Source organism: Nocardia jiangxiensis NBRC 101359, assembly GCF_000308615.1.
GTDB classification, from domain to species: domain Bacteria; phylum Actinomycetota; class Actinomycetes; order Mycobacteriales; family Mycobacteriaceae; genus Nocardia; species Nocardia jiangxiensis.
In genome coordinates, this window is sequence record NZ_BAGB01000036.1 from 1 (window position 1) to 753 (window position 753).

Genomic DNA, 753 nt, shown 5'->3' on the forward strand with positions numbered 1-753 from the left:
GCCATGCGGATCGCGCCATCCAGGCGGATGGTCTCACCGTTGAGCATCGGGTTCTCCACGATGTGCCGGGCCAGGGCCGCGTACTCGACCGGGTCACCCAGACGCGCCGGGTGCGGCACCTGCGCGCCCAGCGCCGCGATCGCCTCGTCCGGCAGCGACTCGAACAGCGGGGTGTGGAACAGACCCGGCGCGATGGTCACCACGCGCACGTTCACACTCGCCAGATCACGCGCGATCGGCAGCGTCATACCCACGATGCCGCCCTTGGACGCGGAGTACGCGGCCTGACCGATCTGACCGTCGAACGCCGCGACCGAAGCGGTGTTGATGATGACACCACGCTCCTCACCATCGAGCTCGGCAGCCGAGATACGCTCCGCGGCAAGACGGATCACGTTGAACGTGCCGATCAGGTTCACCGACACCACCTTGGTGAACGCATCCAGCGGGAACGCGCCCTTCTTGCTGACCGTCTTGATCGCGTTACCGATCCCCGCGCAGTTCACCGCGATCCGCAACGTCCCCAGCGCCTGCGCCGCATCCAGCGCAGCGGCCACCTGCTCTTCGTTGGTGACATCGGCCGCCGCGAACACCACGCCCTCGCCCAACTCCTCGGCGATCGACTCACCGTTGGAAGAAGGCAGGTCGATGATCACGACCTTCGCGCCCTGACCGTGCAATTCCTTCACCGTCGCCAGGCCCAGGCCCGACGCGCCACCGGTCACCACGGCAACCGCATTGCTGATCTGCATA

1 protein-coding gene is annotated in these 753 nt (G+C 66.7%); it reads right to left on the bottom strand.

What is annotated here, in order from left to right; translation table 11 throughout:
• On the bottom strand, nt 1–752 hold a 752-nt coding region (locus ON40_RS12035; protein WP_040821866.1), incomplete at its 3' end, for a 3-hydroxyacyl-CoA dehydrogenase.
• Nucleotide 753: the final 1 nt, after the last annotated feature.